Here is a 26,397-nt window from a genome sequence, read left to right on the forward strand (position 1 = left end):
TAAACAGGAGATATTTGAATCGAAATAGAAATAAAGAGCGAAGCAAAGGGGTTATCTTGTTACGACGTTATAGTGATAGTTGGAAATTAAAATAGCGATAATTTGACGTTAAATCGCCTAAACGTGGATGTCTAGCAAGCTGCCAATGATTTCATTGTTTTTCTCTATGACAGACGCGCCAACTCGGTTATAACCAGCGGCTTGTGCGAGGTTGATGAGAGATTCAACTTTTTGAGAGGGAAGGCTAGGTGTTGAGGCTGTTATTGCGATATCCGCAACCGCAGCTAAATCGATGTTGTGATCAGAAAGCTCTTCTTTTACCTTACTTACATTATTGCTAATGCCATGTGCAGCTTTCTCGGCCATTTGTTGTGACATCTGAACGATGTGGTGTCCAGATTGAATTCCCGATACAGGCATATCACTACTCCCAACATTATGATAGTGAGAGCATAGGTGGAGTTTATAAAACGTTCAAGTGTTTTATATCAATGACTTGATTAGGCAAACAGTTTGGCAAGCATTTCTCTTTCTTCACCAGATAGAACCGGTTTTTGCGCTTTATTTAGTTTCACGCTGATCTCACCTTGTAATGACTTTAACTGACTTGCCGTTAAATCACTGAGCTTTTGCTTAAGTTCATTAAATTGTTGTGCGTTCATCTCAATACCTTCGTCATGATTCGGTTTATCCGTCGTTGCCCGAAATTCTTCATCCTTTGGATACAACATATTTATTCAACCAAAATAGATTAGAATTTGATCGATTGCTTTTTGTCCGAATATTGTCAAGGTGTGTTAAGTGATACGTCAGATTTTTCCTAAGAAGGTACATAATTACCCACTTTGGGGTAGATGGAAACGTAAAAAGAAAAAGGGAAGCGATATAGCGCTTCCCTCTTACATATGGTTTGAATGTTACTAACTTACCCTGACGGCAAACTTACTAGCAAGTGAATGAAGCTCTGGGAGCATGCGATAGATAAGATGAAGTTGCTGCAATACCATGCGGGCAGAGCTGTCGTCTTCATCGCGCCATTCGTTTAAGCGTTGCTCGAGTCCAGCATCATCAATATTAGATAGGTCACACTCCTCACAATGCTGGTGAAGCTGTTTATGAAGTACATCCAGATGCTGATGAATACAACGGTGAGCATCTAAAACGAGTTTATGAATTGACTCATCTTCGATGCGAGTTCTGTGCGCGCCTAATGCAGAAATATAGTTCAACATTGCGTGATTTAACGTTAGGAAGCGAAAACTTTCATCAACAGCTGCGCGATATTTGCCAGGCTCCGCCAGCATCGTACTAATCGCAGAAGATAGTGAGGCATCATTATTGTGGGCCTGGCGGCGAGCGATACGGTAACTCAAATTGTCTTTCTTGCCGATTCTATACTGACCAATGATCTGATCGAGATACTGCTTGTTCGCCTCTATCGCATCCGACATAACTTTGTGAAGCCTTCTCGACTGCCAGTCGGGCAAAATAACTAATACTGCTCCTACTGCAAGCACACACCCGATGAGGGTATCTGCTAGTCGAGGAAGGACAACTGCGTAACCTTCACCTAGTTGATTAAATAAGAAGAGGACGAGCAGTGTAATAAAACCAGTCGCGTACCCATAGTTGTTCATCCGGAAGGCGAAAAACATCACACCAGAGATAACGATAAATACTAACTGGCTTTCTTGAGAAGGGAAAAAAGTCAGCAATGGTACACCAATCAACAAACCAGCTAATGTACCTATTACTCTTGCCGTCAATTTTTGGCGAGTGGCACTGTAGTTCGGTTGGCATACGAATAAAGTGGTTAAGAGTATCCAGTAACCTCGGTCGATGTTGAATATTTGAATGATTCCATAGCCAATCGTTAAGGCAATTGACATACGTAATGCATGCCGAAACAGCATCGAATCTTTGTGTAAATTTGCTGATATACGCTGCCACATCGCCTTTAGCGTGTGTGGGTTGGTATCGACGAGGGTATCTTCTTCGAGGCCTTCAACATCTGGGTTGTTAATGTTATTAAGTTGTTTTTCTACCGTCGCTAAGTTGTTGAATAAATATGTTAACTGCATCAGCAGACGTTTCCAGTGCCCTTGCTTTTGTTCTTCTAGATAAGCAAGAGAGTTCTGTACTTCAGCTAATGCCAGAATCGATTGATCGGTATGGGAGTATTCATTTCCTAGCTGAATGGCTAGTGCAATATCACGACACGCTTGGGCTTGAGACTCCAAAAGATATTTAAAACGAAACAGCACATCAGAACGTTCAAATTCGGTCGCTAAATCCTGATAGCGATAATGGCTAGAACTGACTCGTTCGTGAATGTCTTGAGCGATGAAATAAATATTTAAAAATCGGTCACTAGGCCCATCAATGTGACCCCGTTTCGATCGGTTAAGTAATGTGGTTTTACAAGCGTTTAGTGCCGTAACCGTGGCAGCATTGCATTTTGCAGCTTCAATCCGTAGCGGTTGTGGCGTCAAGTTGGTCGCAGGGTGAAAAAGCTTGGCTTTCGCATCAAGATAATTCGCCATTTGGAAGAACACATTGGCTAGGCTTTGTTGCACAGGTTGAAGGGGCCAAAATATCTGCCAAATCATGGACATGAAGTAATACCAGGCGGCACCAGTTAAAAGCAGTAGTGGCTGAAACCAAATGTTGGTGCTTTCATGTGCGCCAAGCATAGTATAAATAGCGATCAGCAACGAACCAAAAGCAATACTCGCGTACTTAGGACCTATCGCCCCAAGAATGATGAAGCCGAAGGTTGAGATAAATAATCCCAACGCAAAAGCCCAAGGGGTATCGAACAAGATTTCAATTGAAAAAGCAGCAAGCGCAAAACAGAGAAAGGTGAGAATCAGAGCCTTAATGCGTCCAGTGAAACTGTCATCACTTTCAGCCAAAGCAGCAGCAATAACGCCTAATATTAATGGCGTTATCAGCGTGTTTTGCTCGAAGTACCAAGTTGGGATAACCACACCCAGTAAGGTAATGAGGATAAGAACGCTGTAATTTATCGTCTTGTTTGCCCAATATAGCCGAAATTTAGAAGTTGCTTGCACAATGCGCCTTATGTTTCCGATGAAGAACAGGGGGAATACTACCAGACCCACTATAGCGCGTTTATGATTTACTTTAAGAAAAATTCGTGGTTGCTGATAAAATCAGCAGGGATGTCATCGACTTATATTAAAACTGCCAGGTCATGTATTGAGGATTGTAAAGCCAGCTTCAAATAACCTCAGCTTTAGGTTATTAAATCGACAGTAATGTGAATTTTATTAAAGAATAGAAGAAGAAGCTTACTTAGGTGCTCGCCGTTGCTACAATTTAGCACCTTAAAATGATATAAATCGACAACTTCTAAACTAAAAGGCGCACGTTTCATGCAGCTTACTGCCACTAGCAAAGCACAGTTTTTTATTCAAAATGAGTACCATCACGTCGAAATAAAAGAGAACAGTGTTTTATTAAGCTCGATAGGCAGTGAAGAACATATTCCTTTTACGATCTGGAATGGCAAAGTTAGCGTAAAGCGTGGGTTATTATGGAGCTCTTTACAGTTTTTTGCTCATGAACACGAAGGCAAACAACAAAGCTGGCTAGTCCAAGGTTTACCGTGGCCACAATGCCGAAAGTTCGCGCTTGAGGCCGTTCGTCAATATCAAGAGTGGCACAACACTCAGTGCCGAAAACTGGCTGAGTATCTACCTAAGTGGGAAGAAGAGCTTTACAAACTAAAGCACTTGCCTGCTTACTTATCGCATTCTCAAGTGGTCTCCTGGGTTGAAAGTCTTAACCAAGAGTTAAGCGAGATGAAAACCACCCTAGAAGAAGCCAAAATGCGAATGCCGAATCGTATGTCGCAAATAGAGCCTTGGCTCATTGATACCTCTGAGGCGCTTGGTGAGCGTAATCGCGATTGGCTAGAAGCAGAACGTCCAAATTGGGAAGTGCTGTTTAATCAAATTGAATCCTCTCCTTTGAATTTATCCCAGCAATATGCGGTATTACTCAACGACGACCACAACTTAGTTCTTGCTGGTGCCGGCTCGGGCAAAACCAGCGTTTTAACCGCACGAGTTGCCTATTTGTTGCAAAGCCATCAGGCTCAAGCAGAAGAGCTTCTCATGTTAGCGTTCGGTCGTGATGCGGCGACTGAAATGAAAGAACGCTTAGTAGATAAAGTGGGCATGGCGGCAGACGGTGTGCGCGTCAACACATTCCATCAGTTGGGCTTGTATATTCTTAAACAAGTCGAACAGCAACCTGTCGAAATTAGCCCTTTAGCGTTGGACGAAAATCAACGAACGGCATGGTGTGTAGACTGGTTGAAAAAACATTGGATGACACCCACCAACTTTAAACGTTGGCAAAAACATTTAGACAAATGGCCGATTGCGTACCTAAAAGGGGATGATGAGTTAGGAAGCCATTCAGAAAATCCAAAACTGATCGCTTGGCTAGATTCGCAGCTGTCTCATTTAGCGGCGGTAGGGTTGACCAAAAAGCAAGTACAAGAAAAGCTCGTAAACCACCAAGACTATACGCGTTTAAATAGTGAACTCGCCTTATGCTGGCCATGTTTTACAGCGTGGCAGAAAATGCTTAAAGAAAGCAACCAAGTGGATTTCCCAACCATGATCAGTCGTGCGACAGATTATGTGAATAAAGGAAAGTTTGTCTCGCCATGGCGCTTTATTATGGTCGATGAGTATCAAGATATCTCTCCAGACCGTCTGGCATTGATTGAAGCACTGTGTGAATCCACTCAGAAACAAGCAGGTGCGACGTTATTTGCTGTTGGCGACGATTGGCAAGCGATCTATCAGTTTGCAGGAGCGGATGTCGATCTTATCACTGGCTTTAAAGAACGCTTTGCTCACTCAACCGTTCATCACTTAGATACAACTTATCGTTTCAACAATCAGATTGGTGATGTAGCGAATACATTCGTGCAGCAAAACCCATCGCAGTTGCCGAAAACACTAAACAGCCACAAACAACGCAAGCAGAAGAGCGTACATACCGCGCCGAGCAATCAAGTGGAAAAGATCTTGGATCACTTGAATCAACAAGCCAAGCAAACCAAGTCAGTTTTATTGCTAGGACGTAACCATTATCACAAGCCCGATTTGTTCGACGATTGGTTGCGACGTTTCCCTAATCTCGATATTCGCTTTATGACTTGCCATGCGAGTAAAGGACGCGAAGCTGACTTTGTGATTATTCTTTCTGTGGATGAGGGGCAATTCCCCGCTAAGAAGAAGCAAATTCACATTGATGGTGCGTTGACGGAGTCCAAAGACAAATTCCCTTACGCAGAAGAGCGCAGGCTATTTTACGTGGCGATTACACGTGCAAAAGAGAAGGTTTGGATCACGCATACTGGTGCGGGGTCTGCGTTCGTTCAAGAGCTCGTTAATGGTGACTATCCCATCGTGACTTCCCGTTAAATGCAGCGTTTAGAATGTTAAAAACAGCAAAGGCGATACTTGGTATCGCCTTTGCTTTATTTGGTTGGCATCAAAGCTTACATACGCTCAGCAAGATAGGCTTCGTAATCCGGCACTTCGATGTCTACTTCTTGCTCAAGAAGAGGGGAGTTAAACAGGAACTTAGCGGTGGCTCGGTTCGTTGCTACAGGAATATTCCAAACACTAGCAATACGAAGAAGCGCTTTAACGTCTGGGTCGTGAGGTACGGCATTCAGTGGATCCCAAAAGAAAACGAGAACGTCGATTTTGCCTTCTGAAATGAGAGCGCCTAGTTGTTGATCACCGCCCATCGGACCACTGATCATGCTCTTGATCGCAAGTCCAGTTTCTTTACTCAGCATGTGTCCTGTCGTGCCAGTTGCGTAAAGGAAGTGACTCTGTAGCTTTTCTTTGTTTTCTTTTACCCAGCGAAGTAGCTCAGGTTTGCAGTTGTCGTGAGCAACCAAAGCCACATGTTTATGGGTTGGCATGGTACGAATGGTTTTTTGCATCAAGATGTTTCCGTTTGTATGATTTTAAAATTGTTGTGCCTCAATAGAACACGTTTTTGGTCTTTCAATCAACAGCCTTAACACGGAATGTCGGCCTATATTCTGACGGAGATAACGATTCTTCGATCGTGTCGTCATGAAGCGTCTTCGGAGTCAGTGGTTTGATGGTTGGTGAGGCAAGTTTGTCATAAGCTTCACCTCTTAAGTAATGCGTTGCTTGCATCACGGAAAGCCGACCTTGCTGCACCATTTTATCTGTTGGTGCGAAGAGTACTTTGTTACGTAACAGGCCTCGATATACACCATGACTTAAGTACACAGAAACTAAACCGATCTCCTCAGCTTTGCCGGCACTGCGCAGCTCACTGATGGCCGCTTCAATCGCCACTGCACTGCCAACAATGTAATCTATATTTCCCATATCGATCACACGTTGAACTAGGTTACGTTGTAACTCCTTGTCGTTGTCTGCCCAAAATGAGTCAACAATGTTGATATCACTTCCTTGTATCGCTTCATAAAATCCGGCAGTAACGGGTTTCGTACCACCACGAGTTCGCGGCCCCAAAAGTAAGGCAATGTTGGTTTTTCCTGACCCCTTTGGATGGCGAGCGGCCAAATATTGACCCGCTTCGTATCCCATCCAATGCCAGTCAACACCGACAGTCCCTTTTAGCAACTCACTTTGTTCTTCATCCAAGTCGAGTTGGTTCACAGTAGCAAAAACGGGAGTATTCCCCACCCAATTTTTAAGTGAATGCTCGTAAGCCTGTGGGTCCACGGTCCCAAGGATAACCGCATCTGCTCCCCATTGGTTACACAGTGCGAGTTGTTGTTCTTGACGGGTTTTGTTTGGGTAGCCGCCCGCTTCAAGGACTCGTAGCTCGACACCTTCTCTTTTCGCTTCGGACACCATTCCATAGTTTACTGACAACCAGTATGAATCCTTTAGGTGAGGGTATATTGCACATATTTTCTCTGCGGCAACCGCTGGCAAAGAAGCAACGAGGGTTAAAGTGGCTGCAGAATGTTTGAAAAATGTGCGAAATGCGTGTTGATTTTTAACCATGAAATGAAGTTCGTTGGCATAGATTAAGTAAACACTGCAAAATATAACGTAATATGTCGCTGAACACGAACATTAAGGTCATGAAAATATGCTGCTAGCAACTGCAAGCATCGGTCGTAAACTTTTGTTGTCTTTCATTGCGATGGCAATACTGGTCATGTTATCGGCACTTATTGGTGTGTCTGGATTTTCTTTGGTTGCCAAAACCGAAAGAAATGTCGTGGATTCTGCGATTCCCGCCATGATTGAGGCGAGGCAAGTCTCTGAGTTGAGTACTCGTATTATTTCGTCTGTACAAATGTTGTCGAACGCAAGAAACGAGCAGGAAAGAAAGGAGTCAGGGCGAGTGCTGTTCGAACAGCTCGAGTCTTTACTCACTCACATCAAGGAGCTCGGGAGTGAGTCGTTCGATTCTCAATTGTTAGAAGCTTTAGAGAATAACGTCCAGAACGTTATCGACAATTTGGCAGAACTCGGTGTTTCGGTTGAAAAAAAGCTGTGGCTTGCAAAAGAGATAGATACTCGTGTTGAAGAAATGCGTCTGCTCAGTGAAGAGCTAGAACAACTAACTCGTACGCAAGTTCAGAATACAAGCACCATTGCTGTTGCTAACGTCACGCATATTTATGACTTATTAGAATCGAATAAAAAATCGCAAGTTTATCAGGCGCTAGATGCACTGGTGGAGGTCGATCTTGATCTGACTGAGCGATTGCATGAACTGCACTTGTTGGCCTTTAAAATGTTGAATCAGATTGAAGAGGCTCGGACATTAACGAATATTGAGCGAATTCAACAGGTTCAAAGTGATTTCGATAGCAACCTCAAAATTATGCAACGCCGTGTACTCGCTGTGGAAGATCCTACGCGCTCTAAGCAAATGAGCCAACTGCTCATAGAGCTTGGTAAGCGTCAGGTCGTATTTTCTATACTGATGCAGCAATACGAGAATAACGAACAGTCACAACAACTGATGCAAAAGACATTAGAGTTGTTCTCAGAGCTGAATGGCACGGTCAACAAATTGGTTGATGATTCAAACAAAACCACTACCGTCGCTGTAGACCAATTGACCAGCACACTGAAATTCGCTCAGTGGTCTTTAACCGTTATTTCAATTGTTGGTTTGATTGTATTGGTGCTGATTTTATGGCGTGTGGTGTACCTTTCTGTTGTGAAGCGGTTAGCTGAATATTCCGCTGCGTTGCTGTCTGTGGCGCAGGGTAACTTAGCGGTTGAGTTGGAAGTGAAAGGCAAAGATGAGTTGGCGCATATGGGGCAGGCCATCATCACGGCTCGTAATACCGCGCAAGCACTAAAAGTGGTAGCAGAGGGTGAAGCTCAAGCCAAGCGAGAGCTTGAGGAGCATAAAGAGCATTTAGAAGAGCTCGTTGAGCAGCGCACTTCGCAGTTAAAACAAGCAAACCGCCGTTTGAATGAAGAGGTTTTGAATCACGCTAAAGCTCGCAAGCAAGCAGAGCAAGCGAGCCGAGCAAAATCGGCATTCTTGGCGACGATGAGCCATGAGATAAGAACGCCAATGAACGGAGTGTTGGGGACAGCACGCTTGTTGATTGACTCAGGCCTCAACCCAATTCAAAAGCGTTATGCGGAAATCATTAATCGTAGTGGTAAAACGTTGCTCGCGATCCTTAATGATGTACTGGATTACTCCAAGATTGAAGCGGGGCATTTAGAAATTCGTCACATGGGCTTTGATTTACACCAAATGGTGGAGGACACTTTCCAGTTAATGAACAGTCGAGCACAAGAGAAGAAGCTACTGTTCTCCTACCATATTGAAAGTGATGTTAGTCGCTACTGGAAAGGGGATGTCACCAGAATCAGTCAGGTGCTGAACAATCTTGTTGGTAACGCGATTAAGTTCACTGACGAAGGAGAAATTGATATCTACGTTAGCCTGAACCCTGAGGACGAGTCGCAAGTCCTGTTTGAAGTATCAGACACTGGAATAGGAATTGCCAAAAAATATCAGAGAACGTTGTTTGATGCCTTCACGCAAGCTGAAGGTGGGATGAGCCAAACTGGAGGTACGGGGCTTGGACTTGCCATCAGTAAGCGAATCATTGAAGCGATGGGCGGTGTTTTAGAAGTCGATTCCGAAGAGGGAAATGGTAGCCGATTCTGGTTCTCTATTCCGTTAGAGGAAAGCGAACCTGTTGAAACAGGAACCGTGGCAACCGCACGTTGCAAAGTGAAAGCAAAGGTCTTGCTAGTAGAAGATAATGAAGTCAACCGAGTGGTCGCGGAAGGCTTTCTAGAAAGCATGGGGCATCAAGTCGTGATGGCAGAAAACGGCTCACAAGCAGAGCAACTGATCAGCACACAAGATTTTGATATCGCTTTGGTCGACATCAACCTCCCTGATTGTGATGGAACTGAGTTGATCCAACGCTTAAAGCGGATTGAGTGTAATAAGCCGGCCAATAAAGCGCTTGCTGTCACGCCAATGATTGCAGTGTCTGCACACGTTTTTGCGGAAGAAGTTGAGCGCTATCTAGCCGCTGGTTTTGACGGATACTTGCCTAAGCCATTAGCAAAAGAGGCACTCGCGGCATTGATTCAGGATGCGCTAGACGGAAAGCCGTTGTTGTTGCCACAAAATGCCGACTGTACCCCGTTTGATCAAATTTCACCTCAAGAACAAGAGCTACAATCAAAGGTCGTTCAAGCACCCCAAAAAAAGGAACCCGATGTGGTCATCATTAATCCGAGCGTGATTGAGTCCGATATGAAAATCTTGGGCAGAGATAAGATGTTGCACATTATTAATCTGTTTAGATCCACCAGCACTGATGTATTAAGCAAACTGCAAGCGTCTGCTGAGGACAATGATAGTAAAGAAGTAAAGAACCTTGCCCATAAATTAAAGGGCAGTGCAGGAAGTTTAGGACTAACTGCGCTAATGAACGCTTGCCAAGCAATTGAAGCCGCGGCTCAACCTTTAGATACCTATAATGCGACTAAAGATGATTTAGTTTCTCAAGTGTCTGCATCAATTCAAGCTCTGGATGAGTTAATGGCGAAGTAATCCATCGAGCATTGAAAATAAAAAAACCTCCGGCTTTCCGGAGGTTTTTTCTATTCGGTCATGTCATCTTCCCACTCGAATCGAGTGTCTAGGGCATAAGGGTCATCATCAAAAGGATGTTCCACTTTGCCACGCAAGTATTCGAGTTGATGCTCAAGCATATTGACCGTTTCGTAGTCTCCCTCAGAACAAGCAACGTAAATCTGTTGTTCAAGAGCGGCAATGTTATCTCGGATACCCATGAGAACCCCCTTAAATCATCATCGATTCTCAAAACGATTATAGTCAAGTAATCCAAATTCGATCGGTTGTTTTGTACGGTACCAATTGTGTAAACGATCGCTAAATGACCAGAATTTTTCTGAGCTTCTACGAATCGCAAAATTATCCAATAACTTAACGTAATCGGACTCGTTTTGGATGGCACTAAATTGATCGACAAAATCTTTTACTTGGTTTTCGTTGATCGAGAAAAATGCCGCAGGGTAGCTTCCCACAACGCCGCGTACAATGGTCATGTCATCGTTAGCAAAGTCACGGTTACTTTCTTCATCAAACAAGCTAGAGATGTTTGTGTGTGCATTGTTGTGAAGTAAGGTGAACAGTTCATCTTCCCCTGATTTACTTCTCACCATAAGCATAGTGATTTGCGGAACGGTTTTTCAGGCCTTCACCACGAACGTGGTCAATACGTTTTAGTTGCTTTTCACTACTCGCAGAAAGAGCCGTGTCTTGAATTTCGTAGCGAGGCAGAAGCACATCTGAGACATGTTCTCTCAACAACTCCACCAACTCCGTTTTTGGATCATCACTCTTATACTGAACGCTGGTTGGTTGGTTAAACGGCTTCACATTTCGTTGTAAAAAGTCACTCAGCTGCGGGCTTTGATCTTTATACCAGCTAGATTGAAGTTCATGGCGCATATCGGCGGGTAACAACGAGATAAAGTTACTTTCGCCTTCTAGACGCAAGAAATCCATAAACATTCGTGTCATGAGCTGGTGGCCGAAGTTACCGTAAACGTCAAACCCAGCAACAAGCAAATAGTGGATACGCTCTAGTAGCGCGTAGTCAAGAATCCACACTGTTTTAGGCTGCTCACCAACTAACCCTTGAACAACAGAAGCACTATCAAAATGGCGGAATATCGTTAATGCCGCATTATGGTTGGTGCCATTACCGTCCCAAATTACATCAGTGGATAGGTTTTCACCTTCTTTAAACCAGTTATTAGTGAACTCAGATTTAGCCTCTAGGTAGCGAGCTTGCTGGCGCGCGTACTTGACCCAGTTGGTAACAGGTAGCGTGTTACTTTCTTGTTCTGCCGGTAGTTTTAGGTTATCAGCCTGAGATCGGTAAAACTCATTTACTTCTGGGATGTCTGCTTTATCTGGATCAAGGAAAAACACCCAAAAGCGATCATTGATAACATTCAATGCCAGTTGGCCACGACAAACTGGGCCTTTGATGTATGCCATTATTGTATTTTGTGCATTATCTAGCATGAACTTAAAGCGCGACTTCACTGGAAGGTCGATGAATGATGTCATCGGGTTTGCAGCAACTTCTGGTTCATAACTCGGTAGCTGACTAACCATGTAATCAGCATCAATAAACCAAGTTTTCCAGTTCTCTATGCGTTGCTTGTTTAACGCGAATGGCATGTGAGTTTTATCTACGATGGTCCCTTGCTCTGGAATAATTCGATAAAACACACGTTCAACCCCTGGATCATCGTACGGGCGACGCGTTGAAATACGTTTGACGGGCTGTCCTGGTGGTGTAGCAGAGCGGACGAGCGTGAAGAATCGGGGATCTTCATCGAGTTCCGAAAAGTAGAGATGAGATAAAAACAAATGCTCATATATATACCTAGCCATCAGCTGATTTTTCAAATCAGAGTGGTTAAGTAATGCTTCGTACTTATCTATTTGCGCTTGCTCTTTCTCACTAACAGGTCGGTGAACGTTCATTATTGCGCCGTTTTCCAACCAAGTCATGAGTGTGTGGTATTCACTGTTTGATAGGTTTGGCATACCAAAAGGCATTCCCCAGGTCGGGTTATCCTTTTCGTATTGCTCGTATTCTTCAATCGTTGGACAGGTTTGCTCTCGGTCTATCGAAAAGTCAAAGCCTTCTAACTGGACTTGGTCAGGCAATGGGTGGCGCTCTTTTTGTTGTAGCAAACGTGCGATAAGGCCTGCATCAATGTTGGCTGCCATGCTTTGATCACGTTCGTTGAGAACCGGATGAAAACCCGCATCGCGCCACTCTTGGGTTGTTTCTGCATCTTCGAATAAGCGTGTTGGTGCTGCGGCTGTGAGTCTTGTTCCTTCATATACCAGTGCTTTACTCGCACCACGGTCAATGCCTTCAACAGAAGAGAGCTTAAGCTGACATGGTGCATCGTAGCACGCGTGGCAGACGACACAGCGGTTATCCATAATGGGTTTAACTTCGCTTTGGAAGAAGTTTGCTTGAGGGGTTTCCACGTCAACTGTGCGTTCACGCACGAGCTGTGGACCAAACAGTTGGTCATAGTTAAGACCAGCATAGGTTGCACAGCCGGCAAACAAAGTAGCAATGCAAAGTGTAAAAATTAAGCGCAAATTCATTGAGTTATTTTACGTGATTCGAATTTGCATTAATTAAAGCAAAATAAGCGGTCAATTACCAAAAGTTGGGCCAATTAGCGTTAATTTTTCTGTTGATTGTCTGAGCGCTTGAAAATGTAACCCTGGCGGTGGACTGTCTGAATTCTGTCTGTTGGAACGCCTTCGTGAACTAGACGCTTTCTCATTCTGCTCATGTGCATATCGAGTGCTCGATCATGTTCAGTAAATTCACGTTTTAGTACTGTTTCGTAAAGAAAATGCTTACTTAGTACTTGATCTTGATGGTGAGTGAGAGTTTGCAGCAGCTTAAATTGAATGCTTGTTAACTGAACAGATTTCTTGTTTGGCAAGTAATTGAGTACCACAGAGTGAGTGCGCTTATCTAGTAATAGCTCCTCATCATTATGGTGAACGCCGTTGTGTTGGCATTGGTAAGTTTTTCCATTTGAAACCTTGGAGTCAAGCACACGGGTACCTTAATTATTAATAGTAGTAAAACGTATTATCATTAATATTTATATAAAAGCAATCAGGTACTTTATGGGCACTGTGATATGCGTAGACAATCTTAATATTTGAGATTAACAGTAGTGATGAATGGTGCGATGGCGCTCTGAACTAAAGTGCTATTGGAGTGCGTATTAGCTACAAATAACGGTGTAATGTTAGGCGAAGATAGAAAGAATTCTCATTTAGTAAATTCGCTTATCCGCTATTTGTGAACTATACATTCTGTTGCAGGAAGCACTTTTCTAATACACACAGAGGTTTATATGACAGCGAAATATGGCGTTAAACGCCGATTAGCGATTCTTGCCGCCGCTTTAATCGGTGCGACAAGTAGCAGTATCGCAGCAGAGAAACCAAATATTCTCGTCATTTGGGGTGATGATATTGGCCAGTCCAATCTCAGTGCTTACACGTTTGGCTTGATGGGGTACAAAACACCAAATATAGACAGTATCGCCAAAGAAGGCATGATGTTCACTGACTATTACGGTGAGCAATCTTGTACAGCGGGCCGTTCTACTTTCATTACGGGCCAAACCGTTCTTAGAACAGGTTTGAGTAAAGTGGGGCTTCCAGGTGCTGATCTTGGCTTGAAGGAAGAGGACGCAACCATTGCCGAAATGCTGAAGCCGATGGGCTATATGACAGGGCAATTTGGTAAAAACCACTTAGGTGATAAAGATGAGCACCTTCCTACTAATCACGGCTTCGATGAATTTTTTGGCAACCTTTATCACTTGAACGCCGAGGAGGAGCCAGAAAACGTCGATTATCCTAAAGATCCTGAGTTTCGTAAAAAGTTCGGTCCGCGCGGCGTTATCCGTTCGTACGCTGATGGCAAAATTGAGGATACAGGACCTCTAACCCGCAAGCGCATGGAAACCGTGGATGAAGAGACGTTAGATGCGGCACTCGACTTTATGGATCGTGCAGTCAAGGCTGAAAAACCTTTCTTTGTCTGGTGGAACGCAACTCGTATGCACTTCCGTACTCATGTGAAAGAAGAGAACTCTGGAAAAACAGGCATCAGCGAGTATGCAGATGGTATGGTCGAGCATGATAATCATGTAGGTCAGCTGCTGAAAAAAGTGGATGATTTGGGTATTAAAGACAACACAATCGTCTTTTACTCCACCGATAATGGCCCACACATGAACTCGTGGCCAGATGCAGGCACAACGCCATTCCGTGGAGAGAAAAATACCAACTGGGAAGGTGCGTACCGAGTTCCTGCGATGGTACGTTGGCCGGGTAAAATTAAAGCTGGCTCTGTTTCGAATGATATCATGCATCACATGGACTGGATGCCAACGTTCGTTGCTGCCGCGGGTGATGACAATATCAAAGAGAAATTGCTCAAAGGTTATAGTGCGAATGGTAAGAAATTCAAAGTTCACCTAGACGGCTATAACTTCCTACCATATTTGACTGGTAAAGAGGATAAGGCCCCACGTGAAGAAATTTTTTACTTCTCAGATGATGGAGACTTAACTGCACTTCGTTATAACAAATGGAAGCTGGTCTTTATGGAGCAACGAGCAAAAGGCACGTTGCGTATTTGGGCTGAACCATTCACCACACTTCGTGTTCCTAAGATCTTCAACTTGCGTATGGATCCTTACGAAGTGGCTGATATCACTTCTAACACTTACTATGATTGGATGCTAGACCGTGCTTACATGCTTGTTCCTGCGCAAGCTTACGTTGGCAGATTCCTTGAAACGTTTAAAGAGTTCCCACCAAGGCAAAAAGCAGCAAGCTTCTCGCTCGATCAAGTGATGGAGAAACTAAAAGAGAACCCAAATAAGTAAGAAAAGCTAAGTGAAGTTCCACATCTAGAAAGAGGCTCATTAACGTGAGCCTCTTTTTTTATCTGTAAAATTCTATCTATTAAGGTTTGTAGAAAGCTTGATGACGAAAACGCCTAACGCTTCAATTGACAAGATTTATAAACAAATTGGTTCGTAGTGGGCTGCCGTTAAGTTGGCTTTGATTTTTTCACGTAGAGCGATGTGGGCTGGGTTGTTTACCTCTCGCTTATGGTAAACGAACTTGTAAGGGATAGAGCGTATCGAAATGGGGCAGGGCAAAATTTGAAGTTTGAGCGCTTTGCTCCACTTGTTTGCAAAAGATTGAGACACGATCCCTAAACTGTCTCTTTGGGCGACATACAGCGCCATGCCCGCTAGCGAAGATGTGATCAAGTCGACTTTTCTTTCTTGAATTGTTTCCTTTGCTAGTTGCTCGAACCCCGACATGTTGTTCCATTTTCCTGAAAATAAACAGTGAGTTTCCTCATAAAATTGCTCTTTTGTGAGCGTGCCGTGTACACGGGGATGGTTCTCACGACAGATAACCACGGCTTCTTCCTCATAGGCATCTTCAATAATAAACGCTGCATCTTTCGTGATCACCGTATCGATTACTAGATCGACTTTTTGTTGTCTTAACAGCTCAAATAATAGGAATTTTTCGGGTGGTGATTCATAAAAAATAGTGTTCTTTATCGGGTCCATAATGTGCAACAAAATTTCCGAACAACACACTTCAAAATGATTTCTATCAGATATCGCATTGTCAATAATACTAACCGCTTGCTGGAATTGCGGCAGTAATTGATAAGCGGTGGAGGTTAGTGCGATACCTCGTCCTTTTTTAACGAATAATTGCTTATCTACGACTTGCTCTAAACGCTTTATTGCAGCGCTCACAGCAGGTTGTGTAAGCCCTAATTGTTCCGCGGCTTTTGTATAAGATTGAAACTCCGCAACAACAAGAAAAGTTTGGATCAAATTCAAGTCCATAACGTCACTCATAAATTTAATTTATAGGTTAACTAATTTTGACTGCATTTATCGCCTGAAATTAGTGCTTTATCTTATATCAACAATGGTATTGAAAAGCGAATACCGTTTTTTACGCACTAGCGAACTCTTGGAGATAATATGAAAAATGCGACCAAAACGAGCAGTAAAAAACTCGTACTTAACGCATGTACGTTAGCTTTGGGCGCTGCATCTGCAGTTGCACATGCAGCGGACAAACCCAACATTCTTGTCATCTTTGGTGATGATGTTGGTTACTGGAACCTTAGTACCTATAACCAAGGCATGATGGCGTACAACACGCCAAACATCGATAGCATTGCTAAAGAAGGTGCGAAGTTCACTAACTTCTACGCACAGCAAAGCTCGACAGCAGGCCGTTCTGCATTCATCACTGGTCAAATGCCAAAACGTACAGGTCTATCAAAAGTGGGCTTACCAGGCGCTCCGGAAGGTATCTCGGAAAAAGATCCGACGATTGCAACCGTGCTTAAACAAATGGGTTACGCAACCGGACAATTTGGTAAGAACCATTTAGGTGACCGAGACGAGCATCTTCCTACCAACCACGGTTTTGATGAATTCTTCGGCAACCTATACCACTTGAACGCAGAAGAAGAGCCAGAGAACGTGGATTACCCTAAAGATCCGGAGTTCAAGAAGAAATTTGGCCCTCGTGGCGTTATCCATTCTTACGCTGACGGCAAAATCGAAGATACCGGTCCACTAACGCGTAAGCGTATGGAAAATGTTGATGGTGAGTTTCTTGATGCCGCAGAGAGCTTCATAGAAAAGCAAGTAAAAGCGGACAAGCCGTTCTTTACTTGGTTTAACACCACTCGCATGCACAACTTCACACATGTTCCTGAAGAATACCAAGGTAAAACAGGTGCCGGTTTCTACGCGGATGGTGTTAAGCAGCACGATGACCAAATCGGTCAGCTACTTAACAAGATCAAAGAGTTAGGTGTGGATGACAATACAATCATTGTTTACACCACTGACAACGGCCCTATGGTGGATTTGTGGCCGGATGCAGGGATGACACCGTTCCGCTCAGAGAAAAACACTGGCTGGGAAGGGAGTTTCCGTGTGCCAATGTTGATTAAATGGCCTGGAAAAATTGAGGCAGGTAAAACATTCAACGGCATGATGTCATTAGAGGACTTTTTCCCGACACTAGTTGCTGCGGCAGGTGATACCAAAGTTAAAGACGAACTGCTAAAAGGCAAAAAAGTTGGCGATATGGACTACAAAGTTCACCTAGACGGTTACAACCAACTGCCATATTTAACGGGTAAGTCAGACAAATCCGCACGAAATGAGTTCGTTTACTGGAGCGACGACGGCGATCTTGTGGCATTGCGCCAAGGAAAGTACAAGTTCCACTTTATGATTCAAGAGAATGAAACGGGTATGGATGTATGGCGTAAGCCGTTCACTAAACTTCGTGTGCCACTGATCTTTGACTTGAGCATTGATCCATTTGAACGAGGCGATCAAGGCATGGGTTATTCTCGTTGGATGTACGAGCGTTCATTCTTAATGATGCCAGCAATGGATACAGTGAAAGAGGTGATGGGTACATTCAAAGAATTCCCGCCTCGTATGGAAGCAGGTTCGTTCGTACCTAAGTCTTCTAAGTAAATTAAGATTATATAGCGCTTTTTGGAGCGCTATATACCCAAATAGCTTCACTTTTGCTGTACAGCGCTCACGAGGTTATTTGGGTATATGTAATAGTGAGAAACGTATGAGTAAGATTTCCCCTCGCCATTCTACTACTATGCCTATTGTTCCTCTTAAAACGGCGTCTAAAGCGCCTGTTCTGGGCGCGTATGACCGTCGATTCCATGTGATGGCAAAGCCAGGCGGAGCAAAGTGCAACATCGATTGTCAGTACTGCTTTTATCTGCATAAAGAAAATCTACTGCACCAAGAAAAGCAGCCAAAAATGGACGACGCAACACTGGAAGCGTTCGTGAAAAGCTATATCGAAAGTCAGGATGGCGAAGAAATTGTATTCTCATGGCAGGGCGGGGAGCCGACGCTGCTTGGGTTGGACTATTTCCGCAATGTCGTAGCTTTGCAAAAGAAATATCAGCCGAAAGGCGTTCGCATTGAAAACGACCTTCAGACCAACGGCATTTTGCTAAACGATGAGTGGTGTGCGTTTTTAAAAGAGCACAACTTCCTAGTTGGCTTGTCGATTGATGGACCACGAGAGCTGCACGACAAATATCGCAAAACCCGCAGCGGTAAGCCAACGTTTGATCTCGTGATGAAAGCGGTAGATAAGCTCAAAGCGCATGGCGTGAAATTCAACGCGTTGGTCACGGTGAATCGTCACAATGCGAAATACCCGCTCGAAGTATATCGATTTTTAACCCAAGAATTGGGTGTGACTTATATTCAGTTTGCGCCGGTGGTAGAAGCCAACAACTTCCAAACAACCGCGCCGCAGTTTTGGAACGAACAGATGATCCCAACCAAAGGCAGTGATCTGGCTAAACCGGGGCATCCAATGTCGATTGTAACGGATTGGTCAGTCGATCCTGAAGACTGGGGACGCTTTTTAATGGCGACCTTTGAAGAGTGGGTGAATAACGATCTTGGCCGTGTGCTGGTTAATCTGTTTGAAACCGCGGTGGCGCAAGTAATGGGGAAACCGTCTCAGCTTTGCGTGACGGCGGAGTTTTGTGGCAAAGGGTTGGCGATTGAGCACAATGGCGACGTGTTCAGTTGCGACCACTATGTGTATCCAGAATACAAACTCGCCAACATTCATGAACACTCACTGAATGAAATGGCCTTCTCTACAAGACAATATACTTTTGGCATCGCAAAACGCGATTCATTGCCGACGTATTGTAAGCAATGCCCTTACTTGCCTTATTGTTGGGGTGAGTGCCCAAAAAACCGTTTGATCAAAACGCCGAATGGTGAGAGTGGTCTAAACTATTTGTGTTCGGGAATCAAAATGTTCTTTGATTATGCGTTACCGATGTTGGTTGGTCTTGCACAACTTCTCCAATCTCAAGAACCGCAAAGATAACATAGTGAATATAACCTTAAGTTATTTCATTTGTTCTTATACTTAACTATCGAAAAGACGGCTTAAACCATTGAAAAGGTATCCTATGAACCACGCACAACAAGCGATAAAAGAACTCATCGAACAAACAGAAAAAAGCGTCATTGGACAAAGCCACGTGGTTCGAGCTTTAGTCATCGGGTTATTAACAAATGGGCATATTCTACTAGAAGGTTTACCGGGAACGGCAAAAACACGTTCCGTAAAATCGTTGGCGAACTTGTTAAACACCAGTTTTGGTCGAATCCAGTTTACGCCGGATCTTTTACCATCCGACGTGACGGGTACTGAGGTTTATCAAGAGCTGGAAGGTAAGCCGCAACTCCACTTTCAACCAGGGCCAATTTTTAACAGCATTGTACTTGCTGATGAGGTCAACCGTGCACCAGCCAAAGTACAAGCGGCACTGCTTGAAGCCATGGCCGAAGGCACAATCACAGTAGGCGATAAAACTCACGTATTGCCAGACTTATTTATGGTGCTTGCAACGCAAAACCCTGTAGAGCAAGAGGGCACGTACCCGCTGCCAGAAGCGCAAATGGACCGCTTTATCATGAAGGTTACCGTCGATTATCCAGAAGATGACGCCGAACGTGACATCATTCGTTTGGTGCGCAGTGAAGAATTGGGTGCGGAAACCAGCAGCGAAATTATTACGCCAAAACACATCGAGCCAGACGTGGTGCTAGAAGCGCGCCGTCAGTTACCAAACATCTTGGTATCGGACCTAGTGGAAAACTACATCGTTGCGTTGGTGATGGCGACTCGTAAGCCAGAGCGTTATGCCGATTCAAACTTAGCAAAATGGATTGAGATTGGCTCTAGTCCTCGTGCTTCCATCGCACTCGACAAATGCGCTCGTGCGTATGCGTGGATGCAAGGACGTGACCATGTGACTCCTGACGATGTGCGTGCCGTGGTTCCGTCTGTATTGGGCCACCGTTTTTCTTTGACCTACGACGCACTAGCAGACGGAGTCGATCACCAACGAGTCGTACAAGAGCTGCTAGATTGTGTAGAAATTGGGTAAGTGGGAGGCATTATGGCTAAGCCAACTCTTGCGCCAAAATCACAGGGGATGGATCCCCGTTTGTACTGCGATTATGCTCGTTTAGTACGTCTGCAAGCACAAGCAGAATCATTCAGTTTACTTCCTCATCTAAAAGCGGGTAGCGTACTCTCTGGCCGACACAATTCGTTGTTTCGCGGTCGTGGATTGAACTTCGAAGAGCTGCGCCATTACCAATTGGGTGACGATATTCGTAACCTTGATTGGAAAGTTACGATGCGTACAGGTAAGCCGCACGTGCGCAGCTATACAGAAGAAAAAGATCGCAACGTAATCGTGTGTGTCGACCAGAGAAGCACAATGTTTTTTGCTTCGACGCAAGTAATGAAATCAGTTGTCGCGGCAGAGATCGCAGCGATGTGTGGGTGGCGAGTATTAAAAGATGGCGACCGAGTCGGTTTTGTCATCGCATCCCCGCAGGCGTTGTTTCACAGCAAGGCACAGCGTTCGCAAAACGATCTTCTGGCGCAACTTAAACGTCTCGCTAAAGCCAATCAATCGCTCAATGTGGACTCCTGCAATTCCGAAAAAGTAACGTTCAGTCAATGGATTGAGCTTATTAAACGCATGAAGCTCAAGCAATCCACTTTGATTTTTATCAGCGACTGGAGCGACTGCGAGGAGCACCACCTTGATCACCTTAAACAGCTACAACAGCACAACGATGTTCTTGCAGTGATGGTCAGTGACCCATTAGAACAAGCGCTACCAGACGATTTGGCAAAATCGAAATGGGTGGTTGGTGACGGGCAGTATCAACTCAATTTAGACAGCAAAGCAAAGGTAGAAGCTGCGAGCGCAAAGCTTGAGGCTCGAACTAGCTTACAGCGTCAATCACTCTCTCAACTTATGGCGATGAAACACCTTCCGCACATCGAACTCGATACGACAGGTGAGCACATTAAACAATTCCAAAAACTGGTAGGAGGGCGTTAAATGAGTGATCTTCCTACGCCTCCAAGTACCTACATACTCAGAGAGCTGCATGATGTGGCCGTACCATCTAGCGTGAGTTGGTACCCGCAAACTATTGGCTGGAAAATTTTAGCGGCGGTTGCGTTCATTGCATTGGTATATTTCGCATATCGCTTGGCTCGGCAATGGTGGCATAATCGTTACCGAAAAGAAGCTCTACTGGCGATTTCGCAAATCAACCCGAGCGACAAAGACATGCCAAAAGTATTGTTCTCTGTGCTTAAAATAGTGCTGATTCATATTGATAGCCGCAACGCGAAATTGTTTGATACCGCCTTTCTGCGCAAGCTCGATGCGCTGTATCCGCAAACCAGAGACTCTCAAGCAAACTCGCAAATGGTTTTTAACGATGAGCTTTCAAAGTGCTGGCTACAAAGTATTGTTGACCCAAGCGTTACGCTAACCAACGAAGAGCGAGTAACGCTTATTGCTCGTGCGAAAAACTGGGTGAGTGAGCACCGTTGTGATGCTCAAAAAAGCGCGGCAAATAAATCACCACGATTGAAACGCAAAGCACATCAGGGAGGTCAACATGAATGATCTTCTTGCATCGATAACTGGTTTGTCTGGTTTTGAATTTACTCACCCAATGTGGTTTCTGGTTTTGCCCTTGCCGTTGGTGGTGTACTACTTGGTGCCTGCATATCGCACTAAGCAAATGGCGATCAAAGTGCCGTTTTTTAGTCAGCTGGTGGAAGCGATTGGCGAGACGCCATCAGAAGGTGCAAGCCAGTTGACCCCGAGTTGGTGGCAACGAGCAACGTTAATTCTTTCATGGCTTTTGGTGGTGTGTGCGATGGCAAAACCCACCGTGTTAGGCGAGCCTCAAGTTCGCGAGAGTTTAGGCCGCGATGTGATGGTGGTGGTGGATCTTTCGGGCTCCATGGCCGAGCCAGATTTCACCTCACGTACAGGCGAAAAAATTTCTCGTCTTGATGCGGCAAAAGAAGTGCTGTCGGAGTTTGTTCAGTCTCGTAAAGGTGACCGATTAGGCTTGGTGCTTTTTGGTGATGCTGCTTTCGTGCAAACGCCATTTACCGCAGACCAAAAAGTGTGGCTCGAACTGCTTAACCAAACCGATGTGGCAATGGCAGGGCAGAGTACCCATCTTGGTGATGCGATTGGCTTAGCGATTAAAGTTTTTGAGCAAAGCGATAAGTCGCGTAGTGCTTTAGAACAAGACCAAAACCGTGAAAAAGTCGCGATTGTATTAACCGATGGTAACGACACGGGCAGTTTTGTTGAACCGATTGATGCGGCGAAAGTTGCGAAAGCCAAAGGCGTGAGAGTACACGTCATTGCGATGGGCGATCCGGAAACGATAGGTGAAACCGCGTTGGATATGGACACGATTCATCGCATTGCGAAAGAATCCGGCGGTGAAGCGTTTGAAGCACTCAACCGTGATGAACTATCGGCTGCCTACGACGAAATTGGCAAACTGGAACCTCAACTTTACGAAAGCACTACATACCGCCCAAAACAAAGCCTTCATCATTACTTGATGGCGTTAGTGGTCATCATGCATTTGCTCGCGTTCAGCGTCGCAACACTCAAAAGAAGGGCTGTTACACGATCATCATTAGGAGAGAGCGATGTTTGATTCTCTTAGTTGGACGCAATTCTTTACGCAGTTTCATTTTATTCGACCACAGTGGTTACTGGCTTTGGTCCCCATGTTTTTCTTGGTGTGGTTACGCTGGCGAGAAGAAAGCAAGCCAAGCTGGAAGGATATTCTGCCCGAACATTTACGCAATGCTTTGACGATAGGTGAGCGAGGCTGGCGTAAGCAACTGCCGCTTAAGCTCTTGATGCTGATTGTGTTCATCGCCATTGTGATTTGTGCAGGCCCAACGTGGCAACGTGAATCTTCCCCCTTTGGCGAAGATAAAGCCTCTATGCTTGTGGTGCTTGATAACAGTGACTCGATGCTGCAAAAAGATCTCCCACCAAGCCGCCTTGAGCGTTCCAAACAGAAAATACGCGATTTGCTAGCCGCGCGAAAAGGCGGAAAAACGGGTTTAGTCGTGTTCGCGGGCAGTGCTCATGTCGCGATGCCTATAACTCAAGACAGCAAAGTATTTGACCCGTTTTTGGCGGCCATTACGCCAGAAATTATGCCCGTGCAAGGTAAGCTTGCCGAAAAAGCATTGCCGTTAATTGACCAACAATTGCAAGGTCAACCAGGCTCCACTGTTCTGTTGGTGAGTGATGGCGTTAATCCAGCCACGATTGAGCAATACCAAGCGTATTTCTCGGGCAAACCTTATCAACTGTTAATTCTTGCGGCAGGGAATGCTGACATTGTGAGTAACAACCCAATGGATTTGGATTCTCTACAAAAACTGGCTAGTCAGACTAACGGTCGATTGGTGGAAGTGACCGTCGATAATAGTGATATCGAGCAACTGAATCGATACGTTGAGCGCAATATGCAGCTTAATGGCGAATCTTCAATGCCTTGGAAAGACATGGGGTATCAACTTCTGTTCCCAATCGCGCTGATCATGATGCTGTGGTTTAGAAAAGGGTGGTTAGTGCAGTGGTGCGTGATTGTAATGGTGAGCGGCACGTTATTGATGCCAACAAGTGCATTGGCCGAGAACATTTCAGTTAAAGCCGAGCAGCCACAAGTTGTGCAAAAAGTGACGGCTTTCGACAAGGTGACGCAATGGTGGTGGGATTTGTGGCTAACGCCAGATCAACAAGGACAGCGTTTGTTCAACCAACAAGCGTATTTAGAAGCCGCGAAACACTTTGTCGATCCATTACGCAAAGGGACGGCGTACTACTACGCTAGCGAGTTTGAACTCGCCCACAGTGCGTTTTTGGAAATGCAAAACGACCCGTCCGAAGAGGTTCGAGATTACGGTCTTTATAATGCGGCGAGTGCATTGGCGCGTCAGCGTGAATATTTGGCTGCACGTGACTTGTTAAAATCCCTAGCCAACAAGCCAACATTAAGCGAGAGGCTAAGACCGGATGTTGAGCATAACTTGAAAGTGATTGGTGGTATTGTAGAGGACATCAACCGGATGAGTGAGAGTCAGGCAGGAACGGAGCAAGAAGCATCAACCGAGCTAGGCGATAACCCTCAAACCGCAGAAGGGGCGGATGAAAAAACGTCAGCGGAGTTGATGATTAAAGAGACGTTAAGTGCAGACGACATCTTAGGTAGCCAAGAATTAGCCGACAAATGGTTAAAGCGAGTCGAAGCGGATCCTAAATACTTCTTAAATGCGAAGTTTCAGATTCAATTGCGTTCAATAGAAACCGGAGAATCAACTTCTACTGCGAACGAAAATACAGAGGAGGCGGTGCAATGATGAAAAGCCACCGTTTTACGCCCTTTGCTTTACCCTTGTGGTTAGTTATCTGTTTCGGTTTCCTCCTGAGCAGTAGTGTGTTGGCTCAAGATATTCGTGACGTTCAACGAGAGCATGGTGTAGAGTTACTAGCGTGGGTTGGTAAACAACCAACGGCTGGGGAGAAGCGTAAAACACCAAGTTTTAGCGTCAATGAGCAAGTTATTTTAACCATCGAAGTGGCAACGCCGCGTTGGTTTACGGGTGGTACGAGAATTGGCAATATTGAAATACCCAATGTTATCGCCAAACAGCGTAATCAACTAGCAACCAACTTTACTGAGCAAAAAGAGGGACAAACTTGGTCGCGTCAACGCTGGGAAGTGACTTTGTATCCACAAGCATCTGGTGATTTTGTGATTCCACCTGTCGCTGTGGGCGTTCAGGTGTCGGCGCCGGATGGCGAGAAGGTGTCAGGCACACTTTATACGCAGCCGATTAAGTTCAAAACTGTCTTGCCATCGGGATTGTTGAGCGGTGATACGCCTTGGTTTTCTGCAACGCACGTAGACGTAAAACAAGAGTGGGAAACCTCCACTGAGTCACTCAAAGTTGGGGATGCAATCACGCGTAAAATCACCATTTTGGCTCATGATTCGCTATCTGTGTTGCTACCAGACTTGTTGAAAGGAGAATCAACAACCCGTTACCAAGCGTATCCTCAACCGCACCGTCTTACAGATACGCAAACACGTGGTGACTACCAGTCAACACGCACAGAAGAGAGTGTGTACGTGATTCAACAAGGTGGTGAATTAACCCTGCCAGATTATGAGTTCCGTTGGTGGAACAGTAAGACTCAACAAGTGGAAACGGTGGTGTTAGAGGGCAAAACATTTGCTGCGAAGCACACGTTGAAATCCTTCATCAAAACGTACTTTGCATGGATTGTATCCACGCTTGTATTTCTGGGTTTTGTGATTATTTCATTGGTAGCCATTAAACGTTACTACCGCAACAGACCGACACCAGCATGGCTGACGTTCCACCGTTTGTTAAAGGCTAAACGTTGGTCTGAAGCAAGGACCATATTGTACAAACAATTGCGTTTAAATACGGCCGAGCTAGAAATGACCAAAGCCGATACGAGTGAATCGTGGCAAAAAAGTGCGTCGCGAATGCAAAATGGTGAAAATAGCGCTCATTTACTGAAGTCGATGTGGCGCAAAGTCCAGACCAAACAAAAACGCTTTAAATTCCGTATTCCGCGAGCGTTACCAGAACTGGACAAAGTCATTGGAAGAGATGGCAATGAATAAAACGGGGCGCTAATATAGCGCCTCGTTTTTATTAGAGAATAGAGTTCAAATGAGCCAAGAGTTTATGCGCCGCGCATTGGAAGTGTCCAAAAATGCGCTTCCTGAATGTCAACCCAACCCGCCGGTTGGCTGCGTGTTAGTGAAAGACAATCAAATCGTTTCTGAAGGTCATACTCAAGCGATTGGTGGCAATCACGCGGAAGTGGAAGCGCTGAATGCGTATCAAGGCTCGTTAGAATCGGTGACGGCATACGTTACGCTGGAACCGTGTTCGTTTGTTGGTCGCACGCCAGCTTGCGCGGTGACATTAGTCAAATCCGGCATAAGCAAAGTCGTCGTAGCCATATTGGACCCCGACCCGCGCAACAGTGGTCGAGGTATCGAGATTCTAAAACAAGCAGGTATAGAGGTAGAAACGGGTTTGTGCGGCGAGGAAGTCAGCGAGTTTCTTACCCCTTACCTAGGCAAAGCCTAAGTCAAGCTTTACGTTGCACTATGGTGCCAGTTTATGTGGTGAATGAAGTGCGTCAAAATTGAGTTAAAACTCATTAAAACAAGCGAT

General features: G+C 44.9%; 20 protein-coding genes and 1 pseudogene. 12 read left to right on the forward strand and 9 right to left on the reverse strand.

Annotated features, from left to right (window positions below):
• Window positions 1-117: 117 nt before the first annotated feature.
• The 3 genes from N646_RS20285 to yccS form a co-directional block, all read right to left on the reverse strand.
• Window positions 118-420 (reverse strand): hypothetical protein, encoded by a 303-nt coding sequence (locus tag N646_RS20285; RefSeq protein WP_017821544.1) that lies wholly within the window; start codon window positions 418-420, stop codon window positions 118-120.
• A gap of 80 nt (window positions 421-500) precedes the next feature.
• Window positions 501-731, reverse strand: coding sequence for a hypothetical protein (locus N646_RS20290; protein WP_005376575.1), 231 nt, complete (start codon window positions 729-731; stop codon window positions 501-503).
• A gap of 189 nt (window positions 732-920) precedes the next feature.
• Window positions 921-3,074, reverse strand: coding sequence for a YccS family putative transporter (yccS, locus tag N646_RS20295; protein ID WP_017821545.1), 2,154 nt, complete (start codon window positions 3,072-3,074; stop codon window positions 921-923).
• Window positions 3,075-3,398: 324 nt separating this feature from the next.
• Here yccS and helD point away from each other — a divergent pair, with 324 nt between their 5' ends.
• Window positions 3,399-5,468, forward strand: a complete 2,070-nt coding sequence (gene helD, locus N646_RS20300; RefSeq protein ID WP_005376572.1) for a DNA helicase IV — start codon at window positions 3,399-3,401, stop codon at window positions 5,466-5,468.
• A 77-nt stretch (window positions 5,469-5,545) separates the two neighbouring features.
• Here helD and N646_RS20305 read toward each other — a convergent pair whose 3' ends face one another.
• Window positions 5,546-6,001 (reverse strand): methylglyoxal synthase, encoded by a 456-nt coding sequence (locus tag N646_RS20305; protein ID WP_005376571.1) that lies wholly within the window; start codon window positions 5,999-6,001, stop codon window positions 5,546-5,548.
• A gap of 64 nt (window positions 6,002-6,065) precedes the next feature.
• A complete protein-coding gene (torT, locus tag N646_RS20310) occupies window positions 6,066-7,115 on the reverse strand; it encodes a TMAO reductase system periplasmic protein TorT (RefSeq protein WP_080659226.1) in 1,050 nt (349 codons plus the stop codon).
• Window positions 7,116-7,158: 43 nt separating this feature from the next.
• Here torT and torS point away from each other — a divergent pair, with 43 nt between their 5' ends.
• Window positions 7,159-10,122 carry a TMAO reductase system sensor histidine kinase/response regulator TorS gene (torS, locus tag N646_RS20315; RefSeq protein ID WP_017821547.1) on the forward strand — a complete coding sequence of 988 codons (2,964 nt, stop codon included), beginning with the start codon at window positions 7,159-7,161 and terminating at the stop codon, window positions 10,120-10,122.
• Between the two features lie 50 nt (window positions 10,123-10,172).
• Here the strand turns inward: torS and N646_RS20320 are convergent, their stop codons facing one another.
• The 3 genes and pseudogenes from N646_RS20320 to N646_RS20330 all read right to left on the reverse strand — a co-directional run bounded on the left by N646_RS20320 (window position 10,173) and on the right by N646_RS20330 (window position 13,205).
• On the reverse strand, window positions 10,173-10,364 hold the full coding sequence (locus N646_RS20320) for a hypothetical protein (RefSeq protein ID WP_005376565.1): 192 nt from the start codon (window positions 10,362-10,364) through the stop codon (window positions 10,173-10,175).
• Between the two features lie 18 nt (window positions 10,365-10,382).
• Window positions 10,383-12,738, reverse strand: a pseudogene (locus tag N646_RS20325) (fatty acid cis/trans isomerase).
• Window positions 12,739-12,818: 80 nt separating this feature from the next.
• Window positions 12,819-13,205 carry a winged helix-turn-helix domain-containing protein gene (locus N646_RS20330; protein WP_017635365.1) on the reverse strand — a complete coding sequence of 129 codons (387 nt, stop codon included), beginning with the start codon at window positions 13,203-13,205 and terminating at the stop codon, window positions 12,819-12,821.
• Window positions 13,206-13,511: 306 nt separating this feature from the next.
• Between N646_RS20330 and N646_RS20335 the strand changes: the two genes are divergently transcribed.
• Window positions 13,512-15,059: an arylsulfatase gene (locus N646_RS20335; RefSeq protein WP_005376560.1), complete on the forward strand. Its 1,548-nt coding sequence runs from the start codon at window positions 13,512-13,514 to the stop codon at window positions 15,057-15,059.
• 135 nt (window positions 15,060-15,194) lie between these two features.
• On the opposite strand, the gene N646_RS20340 is transcribed toward N646_RS20335, so the two are convergent.
• A complete protein-coding gene (locus N646_RS20340; RefSeq protein ID WP_005376559.1) occupies window positions 15,195-16,052 on the reverse strand; it encodes a LysR family transcriptional regulator in 858 nt (285 codons plus the stop codon).
• Between the two features lie 141 nt (window positions 16,053-16,193).
• Between N646_RS20340 and N646_RS20345 the strand changes: the two genes are divergently transcribed.
• The 9 genes from N646_RS20345 (at window position 16,194) to N646_RS20385 (ending at window position 26,310) form a co-directional block, all read left to right on the forward strand.
• Window positions 16,194-17,720, forward strand: coding sequence for an arylsulfatase (locus tag N646_RS20345; RefSeq protein ID WP_017635363.1), 1,527 nt, complete (start codon window positions 16,194-16,196; stop codon window positions 17,718-17,720).
• 106 nt (window positions 17,721-17,826) lie between these two features.
• Window positions 17,827-19,128, forward strand: coding sequence for an anaerobic sulfatase maturase (locus tag N646_RS20350; protein ID WP_017821548.1), 1,302 nt, complete (start codon window positions 17,827-17,829; stop codon window positions 19,126-19,128).
• A gap of 85 nt (window positions 19,129-19,213) precedes the next feature.
• Window positions 19,214-20,197, forward strand: coding sequence for an AAA family ATPase (locus tag N646_RS20355; protein WP_005390126.1), 984 nt, complete (start codon window positions 19,214-19,216; stop codon window positions 20,195-20,197).
• A gap of 12 nt (window positions 20,198-20,209) precedes the next feature.
• Entirely contained in the window at window positions 20,210-21,172 is a 963-nt protein-coding gene (locus N646_RS20360; protein WP_017821549.1) for a DUF58 domain-containing protein, read from the forward strand.
• Window positions 21,173-21,751 carry a DUF4381 domain-containing protein gene (locus N646_RS20365; protein ID WP_017635361.1) on the forward strand — a complete coding sequence of 193 codons (579 nt, stop codon included), beginning with the start codon at window positions 21,173-21,175 and terminating at the stop codon, window positions 21,749-21,751. It abuts the gene before it with no gap.
• A complete protein-coding gene (locus N646_RS20370; protein ID WP_017635360.1) occupies window positions 21,744-22,814 on the forward strand; it encodes a vWA domain-containing protein in 1,071 nt (356 codons plus the stop codon). Before N646_RS20365 ends, N646_RS20370 begins: the two co-directional genes overlap by 8 nt.
• On the forward strand, window positions 22,807-24,537 hold the full coding sequence (locus tag N646_RS20375) for a VWA domain-containing protein (RefSeq protein WP_017821550.1): 1,731 nt from the start codon (window positions 22,807-22,809) through the stop codon (window positions 24,535-24,537). The genes N646_RS20370 and N646_RS20375 overlap by 8 nt, the downstream gene beginning before the upstream one ends.
• Window positions 24,534-25,835 carry a BatD family protein gene (locus N646_RS20380; protein ID WP_017821551.1) on the forward strand — a complete coding sequence of 434 codons (1,302 nt, stop codon included), beginning with the start codon at window positions 24,534-24,536 and terminating at the stop codon, window positions 25,833-25,835. Before N646_RS20375 ends, N646_RS20380 begins: the two co-directional genes overlap by 4 nt.
• A gap of 49 nt (window positions 25,836-25,884) precedes the next feature.
• The gene (locus N646_RS20385; protein ID WP_005376542.1) at window positions 25,885-26,310 is read left to right on the forward strand and encodes a bifunctional diaminohydroxyphosphoribosylaminopyrimidine deaminase/5-amino-6-(5-phosphoribosylamino)uracil reductase RibD; all 426 of its coding nucleotides are present in this window, start codon (window positions 25,885-25,887) and stop codon (window positions 26,308-26,310) included.
• Window positions 26,311-26,397 lie beyond the last annotated feature (87 nt).

This window comes from Vibrio alginolyticus NBRC 15630 = ATCC 17749, assembly GCF_000354175.2.
In the GTDB taxonomy this organism is placed as follows: domain Bacteria; phylum Pseudomonadota; class Gammaproteobacteria; order Enterobacterales; family Vibrionaceae; genus Vibrio; species Vibrio alginolyticus.